Raw genomic sequence first — 18,287 nt, forward strand, 5'->3', positions numbered from 1 at the left:
TTGGCGAAATCGTGGTATAGACGCGTGATCCAGCTCTACAGAACGAAGGAAAGAGATGCCAAAAGCCAAGACGCCTCGCCGCACCAGCTATCACCATGGAAATTTGCGGGAGGCGCTGATTGATGCCGCGGTTCAACTTGTCGAGGAGGGCGGCCCTGACAATGTGAGCGTGCGCGACGTCGCAAAGCGGGCCGGCGTTTCCCCCGGCGCACCCTTCCGTCATTTTCGCAATAAGACCGCATTGATGACGGCCGTCGCAGAGCAGGCAATGAGCCGGTTCCGCTCGGAGATTATGAACGCAGTCGAGAACGTCGCGACGGACGACCCGATTGAGCGCTTTGCCGCTGTTGGAGTCGCCTATTTGCGCTGGGCAATTCGAAACCCCACCCATTTCCAGATCATCTCGACACGGAGTCTTATTGATTGGGACAGTTCGGAGTCGCTGCGTCACGATAACGAAGCGGTGCGTTCGCTGGTAGAAGGGTCGCTGGCAGAAGCGCAGCGACGAAACCTGCTCCGGTCAAACGACATAGCAGAGACCCAGGTAGCCGCGAGGGCGCTCGTCTACGGGCTCGCACGCATGTGCATTGACGGACACTTTGCGCAGTGGGCAGTGGCTGGACATACTGCGGAGCGAACTGCGCAGGACGCATTAAAGCACTTCGTGACACTCATTGGCAAATGATGGGCCAAATATGATGCGCTTGGCCGTGGTCCCATTGCTCCCTCAACACTAGCTGTGATTTTGGTGGGATCCTTCCAAGCAGTCATTGCCAATGGGGAATAAGCGCCTCTGAGAAATGTCGGGAGATGGCACGGAGCCGACCAAGAGGTTTTGTTTCCGAACGAAGGATCACTTCATCGAGCGAGTTATCCCATAGACCGGTATTCAACACCCTTGAACCAAACAATCACGACTGTAACTAACAAAGCAACGCGGTCGAATCTTCACCCCCTCGAGGCCCTGTCCCCGACAAGACCAAGTGAAATAGGGAGTCAATCAGGCAGTCTCAAAGAGCAAACTGCTCAAATTCCTACCTCAGCTACCTTCGTTCAACATTTCTAATAGCCATCGATTTCCTTCGACCAACTCGAGCCTAAAGTTGCGATATGCTGCTGGCGCTGTCTCTGCAGACACTAAAATTGCATTTCTATCGTTGCCGAAAGGATAGAGGCTTGCATATCCGCCGTTTGGCATAGATAGGAAAAAGAGGTCATGTTCAGCTGTAACGTCTGAACCTTGTTAGAGGCTCAATTACTGCGCCTGTTTCAATGAAATTTCCAGAAATAATTCCGCATATCATCCTCATTTCCTTTCTATGGCACCCATTTATGCAAGGCAAGTAACTGAAACTCACAATATCGGTGACTGGAGGTGAAATGTTGGGATCCGCGCTTCATGGGTCGAAATCTCCCTTAAGCGTAGTATGCCATTTGCGTGCAGCGGGTCGCCTCCGAACTCCCGTGCTCGCGGCAAAAATCTACGGATTTCCGACTGGTACTAATCTACAACCCAATGATCTGTCCCTGCTAAACCGGCTCTTTTCCGCCGGAATGGCGGTCTAGAGCATTCTCTGGATCACGCTAGGCCAGCCGGCAGGCTCTGATATTCAGACGATGTTCGACGCGCTCAACACGTGATGCCGTTTTTCGCGGAGCTCGAACCGGAGTGTGAGGGTGAAATAGCTCGGTTTTGGATACCACCTCATGTATCCGAATGATGGACGTGACTTCTTACGGGCTCTCCGAGAAGAGCTAGATCCAATTGTCGGATGCCGATTAGGTGCGTGGAGGCTCACTTGCCTTGCCAAGGCGACGGGAGCTTTAGCGACACTAGCGATAGGTTACGTCGCCTTACTAAACTGCTCCGGCTCCTCCATGATCTTCGCCTATTTTATTTTTGCTCTCTTATCCGCCCTAGTTGGATTCAATGGTTGGCACGATGCCAACTACAACACGCTGTCGCAGCACCAACCAGGACAATCCCTGCCAGGCCGAACCTGAGGACTGGAACGAAGGCATCCGATCGCAATGGTGCGGAAGGCCCGAATGATGAGGCAGACAATGGCACTCGACTATCCTTGGAAGACTGCAACGGCGTGCTGATCCCGCCGACGACCGGCGACAAGGAGAGCAAGGAACCGCCCGACACGGTGACCACACCGGTGATTCCTCCTGGGCTCCGTGCCGAAACAGGCGCCGGATTAGCCTTCGCGCTGGACGGCAGTGGCGCGCGCCTACGTGTTCCAGGAGTTGTCCAGGACGATTCAACGCACCGGCAAGCGCAGAGTGCTGCGCCTTCCAGCCGGCGATCCAGCTCATTGCCTCTCGTAGCCCGTCATCTCCAGATAGCCCTTGCCCGTGTGGGTGCCTATCACCCGGACCGGACCTTCCCAGTAGGGGATGCTGAGACCCATCCATGCCTGAGAGTTGAGCGCGCCGACGGTGACGTCGAGCGCACGGTCGGGCAAGACGAGACGCCAGCGCGTAGGAATCTTGCGCCCCTCCACCCGGCTCGTCTCCAGCGGAATCATGACAAGCTTGCCGTTGCCGTAGGGCGTTGGCTCACCGTCCGCCGCGATCCAGGAGGCCGAGGTGAATCCGCCGCCAGCAGCATCGCGCAGGCGAAAACCCATCAGTTTCTCGCCTGTGTCGAAGGAGAGCGAGAACCAGTCCCAACCAGTCTGTTCCTCCGCCAGCGGCTGCGAGGACCATTCACGATCGAGCCACGCCCTGCCGCGCACGGGAACCTCGCCTTCCGGCAGCGTGATCGTACCTTCGACGGCGAAGAAGGGCTGGGAATAGTAGTAGCTCGCCTGCCCCTTCGCCGACTTCACCGAGTAGCCTCGGTCGCCGTGGAGAACGAGCGGGCCTTCGGCATGCATTGCGATGTCGTAGGCGAAGTCCTTTCCGGTCGCCGTGAGACGCAGGCTGTCGAAGGTGTCGCCCGCCATCTGCCAGTCGTCGATCCAGGCCGCGAAAGGCTCGGCGGTCACACCCGCCTGGCCCGTGCCGCCGCGCGCGAAACGCTCCGTGGCGCGGTGGGTCGTGGCGCTGGTGACGGCGGCATGGCCGAACCACACCTGCGGGCTCTCCCATCCCTCGGCCTCGCCGGGCGCAAGCGCCGAGCGGAACAGCGTCCATTGCAGGCCGTAGTCCGCACCGTCGGGCCCGGTGAGGTTCGCGGTCAGGTACCACCACTCGATCCGGTAGTCCGGATGGGCTCCGTGATCCCGCGGAAACTCGAACCGCTTGCCCGGTTCCGGGACGGCGAAACCTTCAGTGTCCGTGCCGAGCCCGGCAAAGCCCTGAGCGAAGGCATTGCCGACGCTCAGCAGCAGGAAAATGAGAGCCCTAGCGTTCATTGGCGAATATCCTCAACAGCGCGGCCGGCTCCATGCGCGAAAGCCGCCAGGCCGGCCAGAGCGCAGCGAGCAGCGCGGCGGCGAGCGCGAAGAGCATCAGGCGGGCGTATTCGGTAGGAAACAGGTATATCGGCAGACGCCAGCCGAACGCCTCGACATTGACGATGGCAAGCAGCACCCAGGCCAGCGCCAGGCCCAGTGGCAAGGCCAACAATGCGGTGATCGCGGCGAGCAGGACGGTACGCAGGATCTCCAGCCCTGCGAGCCGGCGTTGGGTCGTCCCCATCGCCCAGACGGGCGCCATCTGCGGCAGCCGCATCGCCGCCAGGGTGAGCAGGCTCATCAGGATGGCGAATGCAGCGACCGCCAGCGTCAGCACGTTCAGCGCCCCGGTCACGGAGAAGGTGCGCTCGAACACCGACAGCGAAAACGCCTTGAGCGCCGCCTGGTCGATGATGCGCGCGACTGGGACGTCGAACGCTTCCGTGAGCGCCCGGCGCAGGCCCTGAGGATCGCCGGTGCGCACGCCGTAGCGGCTCGGCTCGATGCCAGGGAAAGTCTGGCGGAACAGCGCCTCGCCGACGATGGCCTGGCCGATGGGATTTCCGTAATCGCCGAAGACGCCCGCGACCGGAAGCGACAGGCCGGGACCCAGCGCGAGCATCTCGCCGACGCGCAAGCCAGCGCGACGGGAAAGCTGCTCGTTGACGATAACCGCCCTACCCTCTTCGACCTCGTCCCAGACGGCGGGCACCGCGTCGAGGAACCGCCAGTTCTCGCGGTAGGTATAGCCGATCCGCGCCCCGAAAATCTCCGCCGGCAGGCCGGCGAGCGTCGCATCGGCCGACATGATCGGCAGCACGGCGTCGGCGCGCGCCTCGAGGAAGCGCTCCAGGCCGGCCCGGTCCGCGACCGCTTCCGCATCGACGTAGAGCTCGGCCGACAGGCGCTGGTCCAGAAAGCCGACGAAGGTCAGGCGGAAGCTGGAGACCATGGTGGAAACGCCGACATTCGCGGCCACGGCGAGCAGCAGCGCCATCAACGCGAGCCCCAGGCCAGGCAGTTGCTGGCGCGTGTCGGCCCAGAACCATTGCGCCATGGCGCTGTGGGCTTGTCCTTCGCTAAGGCGCAGGATCGCGGCGAGACAGGACGGCAGCGCAAGGGCTGCGCCAAGCAGCAGGCAGGCGAGCAGCGCGAAGCCGGCGGCCAGTCCACCTCCGGTGACGGCCAGCACGCCCGCTGCCGCGAGCAGCACGAGCGCGGCTGCGGCCTGCAGGTTCTGCGTCCGCCTCGAGGCCAGCGCCCAGGCGCGCCCGCCGGCGCTCGCAAGCACCGGCATCCGCGCCAGTCGCCATAGGGCGCTCGCGGCGGCAAGCAGTGCGCCGCCGAGCGCCATAGCCATTCCCGAGAGCCACCATGCCGGGCGGATCTGCAGCGTGCCGGCAACGTCGGCGCCATAGAGGCCCCGTATCGTCGCGGCCACGTCCGGCAGCAAAAGTGCTGCAATGAAATAGCCGAGCGCGATGCCGAGCGCGCCTGCAAGCGTCGCCAGCACGACAAGCTCCAGTACCATCAGGACGATCAGGCGGCGGAGCGGCACGCCGAGCGCGCGCAGGGTGCGAACCATGCCGCGCCGCTGCTCGAAAGCAAGGCCGATCGCGCCGTGGACGATGAAGATGCCGACCGCGAAACTGAGAAAGCCGAAGGCCGTGAGGTTGAGGTGGAAGCTGTCGGTGAGCCGGCCGACATTGGTCGCGCCGTCCGCGCGCTGGAGCACGAGGTCCGGCGATATCTCGGCCAACGGCCGTTGCCGCAGCGGCTGCTCCGGCAGGACGATCAAGCGGCTGATGCGCCCGACACGGCCGAGCAGCTTCTGGGCGACGCCGATGTCGGCGAGTACGGTGCCCGGCGCAACCGCCTGATCGGCGAGAACCGGGTTGGGTATGTTCGCCGCAAGGAGCGCCGCCGTCTCCGGGTCGGCTACCAGCGTGTTTGCGCGCAGAAAGCGATTGAGGTCTGTACGCGTCAACACCGCACTCGCAGCCGAGCCCGGAGGCGCGGTCAGCGGATCGGCCCCGACGAGCCTCACAGAGATGTTGCCGAGGCGCAGCCTTCCCTCCACCACCGGGCTGACGAGCCAGCCGGCGCGGCGCAGCGCGACGAAAATCTCCTGCGCCATTGAATCCCCCTCGCGCGGCATCAGCTGGTCGAACCGGCCCTCGGCCAGCGTGGCGGCAGCCGCGTCGTAGCTTGCGCGCGCCTCGGCGTTGATCGCCTGCACACCCGACCAGAGGGCCGTCGCCAGCGCGAGGCCGAGCACCAGCGTCAGCAATTGGAGCCGGCTGCGTCGCCAGTGCGAAGCCAGTGCCGAGAAGACAGCGCCGGTCATGCGAGGCGGCCCTGGCTGAGATGCGCCCGGCGCCCGAGACGTGCTGCAAGACGCGGGGAGTGCGTGACCATCAGGAGCGCCGCGCCGGTCTCCGCCACAAGCGCAAGGAACTGCTCCATCACCTCGTCCGCCGTCGCCTCGTCGAGGTTGCCTGTCGGCTCGTCCGCGAGGATCAGCTTCGGCCGCGCGGCGAGCGCGCGGGCGATCGCCACGCGCTGCTGCTGGCCGCCGGACAGCTGCTCGGGGTATTTCCGCAGATGCGGTTGCAGGCCCAGCGCACTGGCCAGCCGCGAAAGCTCCGTCGAGTCCGGCGCGCCGTTCAGACGCGCCTGGAAGGCGATGTTGGCGGCGACGTCCAGGGAGGGGATGAGGTTGAACTGCTGGAAGATGATGCCGACCGCGCTTCGCCTGAGCCGCGCGCGATCACTGTCGTCGAGCGCGGTGACTTCCTGCCCGTCGAGAACGACGCGCCCGCCGGCGGCGGCATCCAGACCCGCCACGAGGTGCAGCAGCGTGCTCTTGCCCGAGCCGGATTCGCCGGTCAGCGCCAGCGTCTCGCCGGCGTCGAGCAAGAGCGTCACACCGTGCAGGACGGAGACCGGGCCTTCCGGGCCGGGATAGGATTTCCGCAGGTCTTCGATCGAAAGCAGCATGCACCACAGCTACAGTCTGTGGCGAAAAGGAAAAGCGCTGCAGTTGAGAATTCCGAAGAGGAAGCGCGGCTGCCTTGCAAGACCGCAGCCGGATGCAAGCGGGAATCCGATAATTGTTGCATAGAACCAACGAACCAACCGCGGGTGGGTTGCCCTCTCGACGGCACCAGACGGCGGGGTGGTAGGGCTGGTTCTGGCCAGGCTCTCAGACAAACTGCCCCTCTGTGCCGACACGCCAGCACCGATCAGCCAGTGGGCAGCGGCAGCTGCAGGTCATAGGGGCGCGGAAAGCCATACGAGGAGGCATCGAGCGTCCCGGGGAGCGGCAAGTCCCGGCTGAGCACGGCCCAGCCGGATCGCCCATTTACCGACCCAAACGGCGCAGGACCAGTCCGGCAAGAGCCGTCCCCACCACCGAGAACGGCAGCCATCCCTGCGGATCGCTCATGGTGTGCAGCGTCAGGCCGCTGAAAAGAAGCCATAGGAGCGGGATAGGAAGCAACAGCGCCATGAGCCTGCCACTCGCCGCGAGCAGGATGCCAAGCGTTGCGATCGCCGTTGGATCCGGCGCGATGCCGAAGGCTTCCGCGCCAGTCCATGGCCGCCCGAAGAGCGGCGCCTAGGCGAAAAGGCCGATCACCGCGAGCAGCAGCCCCAGCTGCCCGGCGATGTCTTTCCGATCGAAAGCAAGTCCGCCCACTGTGCCCAGGAACCCCAACAGCAGCGCTTGCAGGCCGAAGGCCGGCGCGACATAGGCGACAGCCCAGTTGATGCTCGCATAGCGGCTCCACAGGAACGACCAGCCGACGAAGGCCCAGAGCACGGCCAGGATGAAGGCGATCCAGAGGGCGTGGTTCTGCAGCCGCCGGAGCACGAGCAGGACGATCGCGAGGCCGGCGGCGAGCGTTGCTAGATGCAACGGCCAGAACGCGACATTGTGCAGCTCAAACATGCGCCGGTAGACGCGCGGCGAAAAGAGCAGGAAATCTCCCAGCCGGTAGGTCCACCATTCCGACATTCAGAGATCCCAAACGTAGGCCGCCATCCGCTCGCACAGCGCCGTGTCCGGGAGGGGACCGGCCGCGGCCGCCAGGTTCTCGCGCACATGGTCGACACGTGTGGTGGCGGGGATGGCGACGGTGACGGCCGAGTGCGCGAGGATGAACTTCAGGATGAACTGTGCCCAGGTCCCAGCACCAATATCGGCCGCCCAATCCGGCAACGGCTCGCCTTCCAGCCTGCGCGTCAGCGCGCCTTGCCGGAACGGCCGGTTGACGATCACCGCCATGCCGCGCTCGGCCGCCAGTGGCAGCAACCGCTCCTCCGCCTCGCGGTCGACGATGTTGTAGGTGAGCTGCACGAAGTCGAGCGGATGCTGCCGCATGATATCTTCGAACAGATCATGCCGGCGGCCTTCGGAGGTCGTGATGCCGACATAGCGGATTTGCCCGTCCGCCTTCATGGCGAACAGTGTTTCGAGATGCGCTTCCCAGGCGACGAGGTTGTGGACCTGCACGAGATCGAAGCGCGGCACTTCCCACAAGCGCCGTAACTCCTCAATCTGTGCCGGTCCGCTTCCGGCCGACGAGGTCCAGACCTTCTCGGCCGAAATCAGCGTTTCGGGCCGACCGAGTTTCTCCAGCCCGTAACCGGTCACCGGCTGCGAGGAGCCGTACATGGGCGAGGAATCGATCATTCGCCCGCCCGCCTCGAAGAAGGCGGCGATCACGTCGACGCATTCATCGCGAAGCACCGGGTCGTCGCCAACGTTGAAAGTGATCCAGGTGCCAAGCCCGACCGCCGGAATCGCCTCGCCGGTGGAAGGGATGGTGCGCATCAGCGGGGCAGGCGTGGCGGCGAGCGTCTTTCCCGGCCAGGCGAAGGCCATCGGGGAGCCGACGGCCACCTTAACGAATGTCCTGCGGGTGATGTTCATCCAACGGTCGTCACTGAACTCCGACCTCCGCGGATAGTCGGGAAAGATAGTCTTCGCGGGTTCTACCGCGCGGAAGGCTGGGGAGACCGTGCCGGTCGAGCGTCAGCGATCCCTTGTGCCGCGCCAGGGGCAGCGCCCCAAGCAACTGGCTCAGTTTTGTCGGCAGTCAGAGAAGAACTTCTAACTTATGCTTAATGTATCGGATTGAAGGTTGAATATCTGGCCCAGCACACCCATGTTTCGCGAGGGGACGGGGCGATATTTCCTATTGCCAGACCGTAAGACCAACGACCAACGAAGAGTCGATCGATGCGGGATGACGTAAAGGGATTTGTTGCCAGTTTTCTTGCGGAAATCGAGGCAGGTAACGCAGCGATCTTTGCTGGGGCCGGACTGTCGGCTCCTGCCGGATTTGTGGATTGGGCTAACCTGGTCCGACCGCTAGCCGAAGAACTCCATCTCGACGTTGACAAAGAGTCCGATCTCGTCGCGGTGGCGCAATTTCATGTAAACGCGAACCACCAGAATCGGCACGCTCTTCACACGGCTATCGTCAACGCCTTCTCGGCAAATAACCCGCCCACCGCCAATCACAGATTGCTAGCGCGGCTTCCCATCACGACCTACTGGACAACCAACTACGACAAGCTGATCGAGACTGCGCTTAAAGACGCAGGCAAGATTGTGGATGTCAAATGGGCCGTACCGCAGTTGGCGAACACACAGCCCCGCCGCGACGCCATCGTTTACAAGATGCATGGCGATGTTGACCGGCCAGATGAAGCGGTCGCCACGCGCGATGATTACGAGCGTTACGCGAGTGACCGTGGAGCGTTCATCAACGCGCTGGCTGGTGATCTTGTGTCGAAATCATTCTTGTTCGTCGGATTCAGTTTTACGGACCCGAACCTTGAACAGGTGCTGGCTCGGGTGCGGATCACGTTCAAAACTAACCAGCGCCGTCACTACGCCATCTTTCGGAACCGGACCCACCGCACGGATGAAAGCGAGGCTGAGTTTGAATATGGAAAAATTCGCCAAGAGCTCGTGCTCGAAGACCTGAAGCGTTTTAACATTCGTCCCTTGCTGGTCGACGAATATAGCGAGATTACCGACATCTTGGCCGAGATTGAACGGCAATACCGTAGCCGGACGATCTTCGTCTCGTCGAGCGCGAGTGACTTCGCGCCGTGGGGTGAACCGGTGGTGACAAGCTTTATGCGGACTTTGGGTTCGGCCTTGATCTCTGCCAAGCTTCGCGTTGCGACAGGCATGGGCCTTGGCGTCGGCAATGCCCTGTTCACGGGCGCACTTGAAGCGATTTACGCAGACCGCCACGGGCATATCGAGGATCGAATGCTGATGCGGCCCTTTCCGCAATACATCGCCGATGAGGCGAAACGGACGGAAGTTTGGGAAGCCTACCGCCAAGACATAATATCGTCAGCGGGCATCGCATTGTTCCTGTTTGGCAACAAGAAGGTTGGCGATGATACCGTCGTCGCCGACGGCATGATCCGCGAGTTCGAAATCGCCCGACAACATGGCGTGACCTGTATTCCCATAGGTGCAACCGGCTATGCCGCCGCTGAGTTAGCCGACCGTTCGATTGGTGACGGCGCTGACGGAGACGCAGCTCTGCTCGATGCGCTGAAGGAATTGCGCGAGCCGCGTGAGAATCTCAATGAACTGATCGACCCAATCCTAAAACTCGCGGCCGCTGCTCGAAAAATAAGGTAACCCGATGCACAAAGTCTTTATCAGCTATCATCACGCCAACGACCAGTGGGCCAAGCACCAATTACAACAATGGGCCAACCAATATGGTCTGTTCATCGACGTATCTGTTGATACGAACGACGTTAACGACAATCTTCCCACCGAAAGCATCCGTCGGATCATCCGAGATTATTATCTCAGGGATTCAAGCCTTACCATCGTCTTGGTTGGCACGGAAACCAGAGGAAGAAAGCATGTCGATTGGGAAATATACTCCAGCATGTATGATGGAGCGGTCAATAAGCAGTCCGGCGTCCTTGTTGTCCAGCTTCCGTCCACCAATCCCACATATTGGACGGCGGCGCACGAAGTTGAGAAGGCCACGGTCTATCCTGATTGCACCTCGTGGAGCACCATCAGCGACCGGGCGGAATATGAACGGCGCTACCCATACCTTCCTGCCCGCATCATCGATAACTTACTGGCCCCAAAGGCAAAGGTTTCCGTGACCACGTGGGATCGCATCGCCGGAAATTTGAACAATCTCGTGACGATGATTGATACTGCCTACGACGATCGAACGCTCTGCGAATATGACCTGTCACGGCCGATGCGCTCAAACAATGCACCAGCATTCATTTAAGTGGAGGTTTGAAGTTCTGTCAGCAGCATGGTCCTGCCGAGCAGCGCGACCGAGAATATCGTCGTCAGATAATGTAGGGGGAATTAGTGTCCACATTCACGGAAAGCCGCATACGACAGCGCGCCCAGCGAAAGGTTGGAATCTCGAGAACGGCGAAAGCCGTTCTCAAGGAGGAAGTCGCAACAGCAAAAACCAAGACTAGCTTCGACATTTTTCTCAGTCATTCGACTTCTGACGCCGAGATCATTCTGGGCGTGAAAGGCGTTCTGGAGGACTATGGCAAAACAGTCTACGTCGACTGGCTGGAAGATCCGCAATTGGACAGAGCCAATGTCACCGCTGCAAACGCGGAAGTCATTCGGATGCGGATGCGCCAGTGCAAGTCACTCGTCTACGTGCATACTGCAAATTCCGGATCCTCCAAATGGATGCCTTGGGAACTGGGCTATTTTGACGGCTTCAACGGCGCCGTGGCGGTACTCCCCGTGACGCAAAATCATCAGACAAGCTATGACGGTCAAGAATACCTCGGCATCTATCCATATTTGGACGAAGCTCCGGCTGAGGGGAGCACAACCAATGAAATGTGGATTAACAAGAGTTCAACATCTCAGCGGTGGGCCACTTGGGTCAGCGATCCCAGAGCATTCCGTAAGGCGAGCTGATCGGTTCGAACCCCTGCGCCGCATTCGGCAGGAGCCAATGTCCGCCTGATGGACGTTGGCATTGGTTGCCTTCGGCCTCGATCTACCCGGAGGACATCCGTGAGCGCTATGGAGGGAATAGCGTAAACGTAGTTCTCCGTTTCGTTTCGGCCCGCGGGGCGAGATTCGAACGCACGTGGCTGGCCGGACGCGTACGGTATGTCTGCTTCCTGCCCTCGCTTTCCAGAAGCGGCCAGTCTGCCAGCGGCCCCCCAAAGCCGGCAGGCGGCAACGCGCCTGATATCGCACTTTGAAATCAACTCTGCCGCTTCCTGTTAGCCGAAGTTGCAAGCGGCCCCGCCAACAATCGTGGTTGCGCCTTTTAGGGCATCGTGGTTCAGACCGCTGGCGGATTAAAACTCAAGTTGGCTTTGCGATCGGCTCATCGCTGCCGACAATCGGTGACCTATATAAAGGGGCATGTCCACGCGCCGAAAAATCAATGCAATAGCGAAGCTGATTGGAGAGTGGCCTTTAACCCCGGCTGCAACGTTTGGATCGTCCGTCAGAGCGAGGGGTATTTTTCTCGAAATACGCGCCCGCCTTCCAACGGAGTTCAGGAAATTGCTCAATATCGAGTCCCGCGTGCTTACCCTGCGCCTGTCTGAGGGCGCCGAGAATGATGTGCAGGTGGTATTCGGGATCGTATCCAAAGCACTGCAGAATATCGAAGACCTGCCCGTAATCCCCCGTGAAATCGAGGACATTCTGACGATCTCGACGGCCGAACGGCACCGCTGGCTGAAAGATGGTCGCTTGCAGAGCGCCGGGACGAAAACGGTGAAACTCCGCGGGCGGGCAAGGAACATCACCTTTCACGTGTTCGACCCGCAGCACGTGGAGGATGTGCTTGACCGCGACCTGGTTACGGTCTGGCGCGAACAGGACGCAGCGACAGCTGCAGAGAATAGGCGGCGAGCCGCAGGGAAGGCCGCTATGAAACGCGCTCAAAGAAGCGGTCGCGGAACTGCAGCTTCAGCTGGCTACGGCCCCGATGAGAACGCGCACTCCAGTTTGCGCGGCTGGGAAGATTTTGAGAAGGACGGACTCCTGCGCTGATAGGCCGGGCGCACAAGCAGGTTAGGACGTTTGCCTGCGCCGTGCGAGATGCGCAAGGAGGGCCGTCAAACGCATCGCGTTCAGGACCCGCTTCGCAGGGACACCGCCCTTGCGCGCCATCTCGACACCCCAATGCATGTGGTCGAGCTCGCGGATCGAATGAGCGTCCGGATTGATGCTGAAGATGCAGCCCTGATCGAGTGCCTTTTGATGCCAGCGCCAGTCGAGGTCGAGTCGCCACGGATGTGCGTTGATTTCGACAGCGACGCCGTGTTTCGCACACGCTTTGAGGACTTTGTCGACGTCGAGATCATAACCGGGCCGGCGCAACAGCTGGCGACCGGTCATGTGCCCGATGATTGTCGTCCGAGGATTTCCGATCGCCTCAATGATACGCCCCGTCTGTTCCTTCTTGGGCAACTTGAAGCGGCTGTGCACGCTCGCGACGACGAAATCAAAGTGCTCCAAAATATGATTCGGGTAATCGAGCGAGCCATCAGCCAGGATGTCCGCCTCGATGCCCTTCAGTATGCGAAATTTTCCATTGTATGCCTTGTTCAGCCGGTCAGCTTCGCGGTGCTGTTCAGCAATCTCCTGCAACGAAAGGCCGCCTGCGTAGTGAGCGGACTGCGAATGATCGGCGACACCATAGTATTCGAAACCGCGCCTACGCGTGGCTTCAGCCATTGCCTCAAGCGTTTCGGTGCCATCGGATGCGGTCGTGTGAGAATGCAGGATGCCATGCAGATCTTCATCCCGAATGAGGGCGGGTAGCTTCTGCTTTGCCGCTCGCTCAATCTCGTCCCTGCCTTCGCGCAATTCAGGCTCGATAAACTGCAAGTCTAGAGCTTGGTAGATTTCTTCTTCTGTCGCTGACGCGATCAGCTTTCTCCCGCGATGAAGCCCGTCGGCGTTTAGGGTGAATCCCTTGTCGGCCGCGAACGTCTTCAGTTGCTCAAGGTGGTCTGCCGAACCGGTTGCCTCGAGCAGGCTCGCGCCAAAGTGCTTCCTGTCCGTGACAACAAGCCTGAGGGCCATATCCTCGATTCCAGTCGACTTTCTGGCCTGCGCTACCAGGGCGAAGTCGGAAACGAGCTCGCAACCGCGTCGGAAGTCACCTGCAATTTCCACGCGCGAAAACTCTGGATGCTGTTGCTTTACCGATATGACCGCATGGTGGAGAAGAGCGGCGGCCTTGTGCAGGTGAAGTTGCGTTTCGCCGCTTCGCACGATGGCCAGGTTCTGCAGCAGCTTTGTCTGAAGCGCGGCGCCGAGGCCTTTGACTGGGCGGATGCGGTCTTCTCTCGCTGCGGCCTCGAGCTCCGCCAGCGAGTTCACGCCGAGCGCCTGATGAAGCTTCAGTATCTTATCGGGACGAAGCCCGGGTATGGCAAACAGCTCCATCACGCCCGCTGGAACATCCTCGCGCAGCTTCTCAAGGCTTGGGTGCGTGCCGGTTTGGTAAAGCTTGGTCACGATGTCTGCGATCGCGTCACCGATCCCCGGGATCTTGGTGAGGGCGCCGGCGGCGATGATCCGATCAAGCGGCTGCGACAGCGCCATCAGACTGTCTGCCGCGCGCAAGTATGCCTTTGTGCGATAGGGATTGTCGCCGCGCATAGACGCCCGTTGCGCGTATTCCCTTAAAAGACTGGCGACGGTCCTAGGATCGATTTTTGCCATGGCTTCAGCCAAACGAGACCGATCTCCGCAGGTTCCAATGAGGCAAGGCCGTGAGCGCCGCGTTGCCCTTTGAATCCCGGCTTTACTGCCTCTTCCCGCGTCGGACGCTACAGATTGGGCAAGGATTGGTCAGCGCGACCCCATCCAGCCAGAGTTTTGGAGACTGCGCGTTTCTTTAATTCAGGAGCATCGCCCACGTGGAAATGAGAGGGCGCGTCTATTGTCTTCATCTCCGCCCACGTGATCGGTGCCGCGACAGGAGCGCCCGGACGTGATCTCGCGCTGTAAGGCATGATCGCGGTCGCCCCGCGCTGATTGCGTAGATAGTCCACAAAGATGCGACCCTTGCGGCGCGCCTTTGACAACACGGCCGTGAAATGGGCCGGATCGCTCCGGGCGACCGCCTGCGCCAGGCGAGACGCGAAGTCCTTCACCTGTGGCCACTCGGCGCCAGGGGTGAGCGGCGCGATGACGTGCACTCCTTTGCCTCCCGTCAGCATCGGGAAAGTCGTAAGTCCCAGCGATTTAAGGATAGCGCGGAACTGAAAGGCAGCGGCGCGGACGGCCTCAAAATCGAGGCCTTCATCGGGGTCGAGGTCGAACACGAGGCGGTCGGCCTTTTCGACATCCTCGATCCGAGCCCCCCATCCATGCAGCTCGATCGTTCCCATCTGGACGCAAGTCATCAGTCCGTCGGCATCGTCGACATAGAGATATGGTTCCTCGTGCCCGTCTTTCTCTGTGATGCCGACGTGGTGGACTTTGTCGCCAAAGCTGCCGGCGTCGTGTTTCTGGAAGAAGCACTTCTTCGCGCGGCCCTGTGGGCATCGAACCAGACTGATCGGCCGGCTGCCAACCCAAGGAAGCATGATCGCTGCGACCGCTGCGTAATGGTCGGCAAGCTGTCCCTTGGTGATGTTGGACTCCGGATAGATGACGCGGTCACGGTTACTTATCGCGATGGCGGTTGTCGCAGACGCGGCGAGATCGGCTGCATGACGTTCCGTCTCGAGCACGACCGCCTCCGGCTTCTTGTCTTCACGGAGACCAAGATAGATCGGATGTCGTAACGTCCCTTCATTTGTCATTTCGGTGAAGGCAATCTCAGCGACCAGTTTCGGACGGAGCCAGTGTGCGCCGCGCACTTCGGCGCGTGGTGCGTCGACGGTGGCGGCCTTCTGCTCAAGCGGCGCCATGATCTTCAAGAGACGAAGAAGTTCAGCGGTATCGAAGCCGGTGCCGACTTTCCCGGCGTAACGCAGCTTGCCGCGGTCATGAACGCCAAGGATCAAGGACCGAAACGCGCGGACCTTGTCGGACGGCGTCCAGCCGACAATCACAAATTCCTGCCGCCTGATGCATTTGATCTTCAGCCAGCTTGCGCCGCGGGCCGCCACATAACTCGAATCCGCGAGCTTTGAGATGACGCCCTCAAGGCCGGCAGCGCAGAAGCGATCGAGCAGCTCTTCTCCGCGGCCGAGGATATGGTCGGAGTAACGAAGGACCGGATTTTTCGCAGGCAAGATCGCCTCCAGCTTCGCCTTGCGCTCAACAAGAGGAAGCCTTGTCAGATCTTCGCCGTCGAGCTGCAGCAGATCGAACGCATAAAAGTCGATAGTCGCCGGGGCACCCTTCAATGCATTCTGAAGCGCCTGGAAGTTAGATCTTCCTTCCACATCGACAACCACGGCCTCGCCGTCAATCAGGGCTGAGCGCACCTTGAGCTTGCGAGCCTCGGAGAGGATCGAGGGAAAACGGCTAGACCAGTCCAGACCAGATCGTGTGTACGCTCGCGCCTCGCCACCGCCGACGGCAACGAGAATACGATAGCCGTCGTATTTCATCTCATGGATCCAACGATCGCCGGCAGGGACCGTGTCCACGAGCGTTGCGAGCTGGACCGGCCGGAAAGCGGGCGGCGCTAAAGTGACCTCGTCACGAGCGGGCGACTTCGCTTGACTAGCGCTCGACGCATTGATTGCCTTACGCGACGTTGGCTTGACCACTCTGACCTAAACCATACTCAGAGACGAAACAGCGTTATCCGCCGTCCAACGCGCGACTACTTCTTTAGTTTCGCTGCCGGCCGTGTTGAGCTTTTCGCGATCATTGCCGACCCGCTTGATTAGCGCCTCGGCCTGAGGCCGTGCTTCCTGCCTCCGGCCCTTCCATTCCCGATTTTCGCGCACAGCTCACAGGCAATAATCAAGAGCAGGAACGGGCCCTCAAATGCCGCCACAGCGTATCCGGTTTCTGCCATCGGCTTTCGAAGCCTGACATTCCGGTTCCGGTCCCCTGTGGGTACGGTTTTGATCTTCTCGTCGAACCCCATGTTTCGATTGATGATTACTGGACGTGCCCCATTGACGCCAAGTACCTCGCCCAGAGCAGCTCCGATGCCAGTTTAAGAAACGCTCGGGCGCGCCCACGAGCGCGATGGACTGACGCAAGTTCTCCAGCCAGCGGTAGCTCTCCTTCGTCTCGATCGGCACGCGCGTGGGATTGATGTGCCGCTTGAGCGCGAGCGTTCCCTTGAATTTCATTCGGGTCCAGAACTTCACTGCCGTCAGACCGAGGGGCGCGCTGCATGGTCAGAGTTCTGAACGCTCAGCCCGCCTGCACGACCAGATGGAACTCACCTTCGAGGAACTCGAGAGCACCGCGACGGAAGACGAGATCGCCGCCGAACAGGCCGCGGCCCGGACCACCGAGGTGGCGCCTTACATGCGCAAGCGACCGGCGCGCCAGCCATTTCCCGAGCATCTGCCGCGCGAACGCGTGGTCGAGCCGGCGCCGGCCGCTTTGCTGCGGCGGTCATCGGCTGCGCAGGCTGGGTGACCGAGACGCTGGAGGTGGTGCCGCGGCAATGGAAGGTGATCCAGCACGTGCGGGAGAAGTTCACCTGCCGCGACTGCGAGACGATCAGCCAGGCTCCGGCGCCCTTCCACGCCACCCCGCGCGGCTGGGCCGGTCCCGGCCTGCTGGCGATGATCCTGTTCGAGAAGTTCGGCCAGCATCAGCCGCTTAACCGCCAGGCCGAACGCTATGCCCGCGAAGGCGTGCCGCTCAGCCTGTCGACGCTCGCCGACCAGGTTGGCGGGGCCCGCCGACGATGTGGGTAATCGAAAGCTTCACCGGATGGGTACCCTTCTCACGAACCCTTTTCGAAAACACGCGATGAAGACCGAGTGCGCGTGATTCAGCTTCGCCCCTCGCAACGTGATCGGGAGGGCCGACATGCATTTGCCAAAGAAAGTTTGGGGGGACAGGTTTCCACGCAACTTTTGATCCATAGGCATCGAGGCCGTGGCGGCAAGCATCCTCTTGCCGAGTGCGATCAGTTCCTCGCGGCGGCGCTGGCGCTTGGTGAAGCTCTGCCGGCCCCTTTCAGCCTCGCTGGCGTCCGCCTTGGCCATCCGGGACGTCCTTTGCCGTCAGCGAGCTCTCCCGGAGGCGCCGGAGGTGCACGTAAAGGATACCAGCTAGCGCATGCCCGTGATGAACGCGGCCGCGCAGCTCATTGACGATCGCCATGTATGCGCCGAGCGGGATCGCGTCGAAAAGCTCGAGCACGGCGGCCATGCCCTGCTCCACTGGGTCCGGACAGGCCAGCAGCAAGTCAGAGAGGGCCGTCAGGCTGCTTTCTTCGATGAGCGCGTGGTTGGCCGCGGCCCTCATCCTCCTGCTATCGTCAAGCGCGCCCTTGCCGGGGGCGGCGCTTTGCGGTTCATAGCGGCCGAAATGAAAATCGGCGGATCGGGTCTCATTACGATCGTGCCGCGCGAGTGGCTGGAGACGAACGCTTAGCTGCCAATGCGCGAAATCGACGAAAACGGACGGAGGCGCGTAGACGCGTCCTCCGCGATCGTGGAATTACCTGAATCGCCAAGCTGGGCCCCAACCTGCAAGGCCGGCGCCGTCAAGCGTTCTTATTCCACGCCCCCAGAGGCGCCGGCCGCCTTCAGAAGGAAGGCAGCGGAGTTTGGGTTATGGCCGAGCCCGGCACGCGAACTCATTCCTCCCTGAATGCCCGTTGGATTTGATCTGCCAGAGGTTTTACGAGGTAAGACAGCATTGTGCGGCTGCCGGTCGAGAAGAACACCTCGACAGGCATACCGGGCGACAAGGTCAGGCCC

Annotated in this window: 15 protein-coding genes and 2 pseudogenes; 7 read left to right on the forward strand and 10 right to left on the reverse strand. The window is 61.1% G+C overall.

Annotated features, from left to right (window positions below):
• The first annotated feature begins 55 nt into the window (after positions 1-55).
• The gene (locus NKI24_RS28220; RefSeq protein WP_352750010.1) at positions 56-685 is read left to right on the forward strand and encodes a TetR/AcrR family transcriptional regulator; all 630 of its coding nucleotides are present in this window, start codon (positions 56-58) and stop codon (positions 683-685) included.
• 1,633 nt (positions 686-2,318) lie between these two features.
• Here the strand turns inward: NKI24_RS28220 and NKI24_RS28225 are convergent.
• From NKI24_RS28225 to NKI24_RS28250, 6 genes are all read right to left on the reverse strand, one after another.
• Positions 2,319-3,365 (reverse strand): lipocalin-like domain-containing protein, encoded by a 1,047-nt coding sequence (locus NKI24_RS28225; RefSeq protein WP_352453175.1) that lies wholly within the window; start codon positions 3,363-3,365, stop codon positions 2,319-2,321.
• Positions 3,355-5,754 carry an FtsX-like permease family protein gene (locus NKI24_RS28230; protein WP_352453176.1) on the reverse strand — a complete coding sequence of 800 codons (2,400 nt, stop codon included), beginning with the start codon at positions 5,752-5,754 and terminating at the stop codon, positions 3,355-3,357. The genes NKI24_RS28225 and NKI24_RS28230 overlap by 11 nt, the downstream gene beginning before the upstream one ends.
• Positions 5,751-6,407 carry an ABC transporter ATP-binding protein gene (locus NKI24_RS28235; RefSeq protein WP_352453177.1) on the reverse strand — a complete coding sequence of 219 codons (657 nt, stop codon included), beginning with the start codon at positions 6,405-6,407 and terminating at the stop codon, positions 5,751-5,753. Before NKI24_RS28235 ends, NKI24_RS28230 begins: the two co-directional genes overlap by 4 nt.
• A 364-nt stretch (positions 6,408-6,771) precedes the next feature.
• Positions 6,772-6,918 carry a hypothetical protein gene (locus NKI24_RS28240; RefSeq protein ID WP_352453178.1) on the reverse strand — a complete coding sequence of 49 codons (147 nt, stop codon included), beginning with the start codon at positions 6,916-6,918 and terminating at the stop codon, positions 6,772-6,774.
• A gap of 108 nt (positions 6,919-7,026) precedes the next feature.
• Positions 7,027-7,425 (reverse strand): hypothetical protein, encoded by a 399-nt coding sequence (locus tag NKI24_RS28245; RefSeq protein ID WP_352453179.1) that lies wholly within the window; start codon positions 7,423-7,425, stop codon positions 7,027-7,029.
• Entirely contained in the window at positions 7,426-8,343 is a 918-nt protein-coding gene (locus NKI24_RS28250) for an aldo/keto reductase (RefSeq protein ID WP_352749356.1), read from the reverse strand.
• Positions 8,344-8,652: 309 nt separating this feature from the next.
• Between NKI24_RS28250 and NKI24_RS28255 the strand changes: the two genes are divergently transcribed.
• From NKI24_RS28255 to NKI24_RS28270, 4 genes are all read left to right on the forward strand, one after another.
• Positions 8,653-10,083, forward strand: a complete 1,431-nt coding sequence (locus NKI24_RS28255; RefSeq protein ID WP_352750011.1) for an SIR2 family protein — start codon at positions 8,653-8,655, stop codon at positions 10,081-10,083.
• Positions 10,084-10,087: 4 nt separating this feature from the next.
• A complete protein-coding gene (locus NKI24_RS28260) occupies positions 10,088-10,705 on the forward strand; it encodes a TIR domain-containing protein (RefSeq protein ID WP_352453182.1) in 618 nt (205 codons plus the stop codon).
• A gap of 86 nt (positions 10,706-10,791) precedes the next feature.
• Positions 10,792-11,370, forward strand: coding sequence for a toll/interleukin-1 receptor domain-containing protein (locus NKI24_RS28265; protein WP_352453183.1), 579 nt, complete (start codon positions 10,792-10,794; stop codon positions 11,368-11,370).
• 459 nt (positions 11,371-11,829) lie between these two features.
• On the forward strand, positions 11,830-12,468 hold the full coding sequence (locus NKI24_RS28270; RefSeq protein ID WP_352750012.1) for a hypothetical protein: 639 nt from the start codon (positions 11,830-11,832) through the stop codon (positions 12,466-12,468).
• Positions 12,469-12,489: 21 nt separating this feature from the next.
• Here NKI24_RS28270 and NKI24_RS28275 read toward each other — a convergent pair whose 3' ends face one another.
• On the reverse strand, positions 12,490-14,151 hold the full coding sequence (locus NKI24_RS28275) for a DNA polymerase/3'-5' exonuclease PolX (RefSeq protein ID WP_352750014.1): 1,662 nt from the start codon (positions 14,149-14,151) through the stop codon (positions 12,490-12,492).
• Between the two features lie 107 nt (positions 14,152-14,258).
• A complete protein-coding gene (ligD, locus tag NKI24_RS28280) occupies positions 14,259-16,157 on the reverse strand; it encodes a DNA ligase D (RefSeq protein WP_352453185.1) in 1,899 nt (632 codons plus the stop codon).
• A gap of 499 nt (positions 16,158-16,656) precedes the next feature.
• Here ligD and NKI24_RS28285 point away from each other — a divergent pair.
• Positions 16,657-17,249, forward strand: a pseudogene (locus NKI24_RS28285) (transposase domain-containing protein); the annotation flags it as partial.
• 33 nt (positions 17,250-17,282) lie between these two features.
• Here NKI24_RS28285 and NKI24_RS28290 read toward each other — a convergent pair.
• Entirely contained in the window at positions 17,283-17,567 is a 285-nt protein-coding gene (locus NKI24_RS28290) for a hypothetical protein (protein WP_352453186.1), read from the reverse strand.
• 73 nt (positions 17,568-17,640) lie between these two features.
• Here NKI24_RS28290 and NKI24_RS28295 point away from each other — a divergent pair, with 73 nt between their 5' ends.
• Entirely contained in the window at positions 17,641-17,958 is a 318-nt protein-coding gene (locus NKI24_RS28295; protein ID WP_352453187.1) for a hypothetical protein, read from the forward strand.
• Between the two features lie 205 nt (positions 17,959-18,163).
• On the opposite strand, the pseudogene NKI24_RS28300 reads toward NKI24_RS28295, so the two are convergent.
• Positions 18,164-18,287, reverse strand: a pseudogene (locus NKI24_RS28300) (HlyD family efflux transporter periplasmic adaptor subunit); the annotation flags it as partial.

This window comes from Mesorhizobium sp. M0701 (assembly GCF_040320365.1).
Lineage (GTDB): Bacteria > Pseudomonadota > Alphaproteobacteria > Rhizobiales > Rhizobiaceae > Mesorhizobium.